Here is a 3,044-nt window from a genome sequence, read left to right on the forward strand (position 1 = left end):
CCCGGCGGGGGTCGGGCCCCCGTCGGGCGCCGGCCCGGGGGCGCTGGGGGGGGGCCACGTCACCCCCCCCCCGGGGGGGGGGGCCGCGGGGGGGCCCGCGGGTCTGGCCCCGGGCGCCCCCCCCCCGGCGCCGTACCGCCAAGGCGGCGGGCATCACGGCGACGGCCGGGCTCGTCGCCGTCGGGCTGTCCATGGCCGCCTGCTCCACCGGCGGCACCGGCTCCCGGGACGAGGGAGCGGCCGCCACCAGGGACGTGGCCGCGGCGGCGCCCACCCCCTCGCCCTCGGCCGACGGCGACCTCCGGTCCACCGAGCGGGTGGATCCGATCGAGCTGCTGAAGGCCGACCCGAAGATCGAGGAACGGTTCAAGACCGATCTGAAGCCCTGCGTCGCGGACGCGTACCCGGTGGACGCCTCGTACGGGAACCTCACGAACGCACCCGCGCCGGACGTCGTCGTCAACGTGATGACCTGCGGCGATGCCGTCGGCATCGGCACGTACGTCTATCGGAGGCAGAGCGACGGGTACGAGAACGTGTTCATGGCGGAGGACGCCGCCGTCTACGCCACGATCGACCGGGGCGATCTCGTCGTCACCAAGCAGGTGTACGCCAAGGGCGACCCGGTCGCGTACCCCTCGGGCGAGGACGTGATCACGTACCGCTGGTCGGGGAACAGGTTCACCCAGCACGACTGGGTGCACAACGACTACAGCCGGGCCGTCGGAGACGGCGAGGTCGTCGAGCCCGCGCCGAGCGAGCCCCCCGCCAACTGAGCCGTACACCCCCACCCGCAGAGAGATCCGAAGGGCACGCACGATGGCCGAAACCCATGTCCTGTTCGTCGAGGACGACGACGTCATCCGTGAGGCCACCCAGCTCGCCCTGGAGCGGGACGGCTTCCGGGTCACCGCCATGCCCGACGGCCTCTCCGGCCTGGACGCCTTCCGGGCGCAGCGCCCGGACATCGCCCTGCTCGACGTCATGCTGCCGGGCATGGACGGGGTCAGCCTCTGCCGCCGGATCCGCGACGAGTCGACGGTGCCGGTGATCATGCTGTCGGCGCGCGCCGACTCGATCGACGTCGTCCTCGGTCTGGAGGCCGGGGCCGACGACTACGTCACCAAGCCCTTCGACGGCGCCGTGCTCATGGCCCGGATCCGCGCCGTCCTCCGCCGCTTCGGGCACGCGGGCGGTCCCGGCGCCGGTGAGCGCGGGGAGGAGGGGCCGGACGGCGGCGGACTCCTCGCCTTCGGCGATCTGGAGGTCGACACCGACGGCATGGAGGTCCGCAAGGGCGGGACCCCGGTCGCGCTGACGCCGACCGAGATGCGGCTGCTCCTGGAGTTCTCTTCGGCGCCGGGCACCGTACTGTCCCGGGACAAGCTCCTGGAGCGGGTCTGGGACTACGGCTGGGGCGGCGACACCCGGGTCGTGGACGTCCACGTCCAGCGGCTGCGCGCCAAGATCGGCCAGGACAGGATCGAGACGGTCCGCGGCTTCGGCTACAAGCTCAAGAGCTAGGGCGGCATGATCCCCACGACACCCCCCGAGACGGGCACGTACCGGTGAAGCCGTTCCCCCTCCGTACCGGCGTCCGCTGGAAGATCGCCGTGGCCATCGCGGCGGTCGGCGCGCTGATCGCGGTCACCCTGAGCATCGTCGTGCACAACGCCGCCCGGATCTCGATGCTCGACAACGCGCGCGAGGTGCAGATGGAGCGGCTGCTCTTCGCGCAGCGGATGTACGAGACGTCGAAGCCGAAGGAACCGCGCTTCGGCACCAAGATCAACGACCCGTCGCTGCCCAGCCAGCTCGACCAGCTGATGCGGGACAAGCGGCGCGGCACGTACGTGCAGGAGCACCGGCACGGCGGGCCGCCCGACGTGTGGGCGGCGGTGCCGCTCGCCAACGGCGACGTGCTCTCGCTGCACATCCCCTTCGCCGACCGCAGCGCGACGATCATGAACGATCTGGACCGTGCCCTCGTCATCGGCTCGGTCTCGGTGGTCTTCGGCGGCTGTGCCCTCGGCGTGCTCATCGGCGGCCAGCTCTCCCGGCGGCTGCGGAAGGCCGCCGTCGCGGCCGGCCGGGTCGCCCAGGGGAACACGGACGTCCGGGTCAGGGAGGCCGTCGGCGGGGTCGTACGGGACGAGACCGACGACCTGGCGTGGGCGGTCGACGCCCTCACCGACGCCCTCAACGAGCGGATCGAGGCCGAGCGGCGGGTCACCGCGGACATCGCGCACGAACTGCGCACCCCGGTGACCGGGCTGCTCACGGCGGCCGAGCTGCTGCCGCCGGGACGTCCGACCGAGCTCGTACGGGACCGGGCGCAGGCGATGCGGACGCTGGTCGAGGACGTGCTGGAGGTGGCCCGGCTCGACAGCGCATCGGAGCGGGCGGAGCTCCAGGAGATCGCGCTCGGGGAGTTCGTGGAGCGGCGGGTGCGGGCGCTCGATCCCGAGGTGGTCGTCCGGGTCGTCCACGACTCCTGGGTGAACACCGACCCGCGGCGCCTGGAGCGCGTCCTCGGCAATCTCCTCGCGAACGCCGCCAAGCACGGCAAGCCGCCGGTGGAGGTCACCGTCGAGGGCCGTGTCGTGCGGGTCCGCGACCACGGTCCCGGTTTCCCCGTGGCGCTGCTCAAGGAGGGTCCGAGCCGGTTCCGTACGGGGACGAGCGACCGCGCGGGCCAGGGCCACGGCCTGGGCCTGACGATCGCGTCCGGCCAGGCGCGGGTCCTGGGCGCGCGGCTGACCTTCCGGAACGTGGTGTCCGAGGCGGCGCCGAACGGGGTGGGCGGGGCGATCGCGGTGCTGTGGCTGCCGGACCACGCGCCGACGAACACGGGCAGCTTCCCGATCCTGCGACCGGCGGACTGAGCGTCCGTACCGCTGCGGCGGTGGGGATACGGCCGTGGGGATACAGCCGTGGGGATACAGCCGTGGGGATACAGCCGTGGGGATACGGCGGTGGGGATACGGCGGTGGGGATACGGCGGATACGGCGGATACGGCGGTGGGGATACGGCGGTGGGGCCG

The 3,044-nt window shown here is 73.1% G+C and carries 3 protein-coding genes; all 3 read left to right on the forward strand.

The annotated features are described in order from the left end of the window. Nucleotides 1-191 precede the first annotated feature (191 nt). From ACFQ79_RS40565 to cseC, 3 genes are read left to right on the forward strand one after another with little or no spacing between them, the layout of a single operon-like run. Nucleotides 192-776 (forward strand): hypothetical protein, encoded by a 585-nt coding sequence (locus ACFQ79_RS40565; protein WP_383593389.1) that lies wholly within the window; start codon nucleotides 192-194, stop codon nucleotides 774-776. Nucleotides 777-819: 43 nt separating this feature from the next. After that, nucleotides 820-1,524, forward strand: coding sequence for a two-component system response regulator CseB (gene cseB, locus ACFQ79_RS40570; protein ID WP_266966745.1), 705 nt, complete (start codon nucleotides 820-822; stop codon nucleotides 1,522-1,524). A gap of 44 nt (nucleotides 1,525-1,568) precedes the next feature. Next, nucleotides 1,569-2,885: a two-component system sensor histidine kinase CseC gene (gene cseC, locus ACFQ79_RS40575; RefSeq protein ID WP_383593393.1), complete on the forward strand. Its 1,317-nt coding sequence runs from the start codon at nucleotides 1,569-1,571 to the stop codon at nucleotides 2,883-2,885. Nucleotides 2,886-3,044 lie beyond the last annotated feature (159 nt).

It is taken from the genome of Streptomyces sp. NPDC056480, assembly GCF_042795405.1.
Taxonomy (GTDB): Bacteria; Actinomycetota; Actinomycetes; order Streptomycetales; family Streptomycetaceae; genus Streptomyces.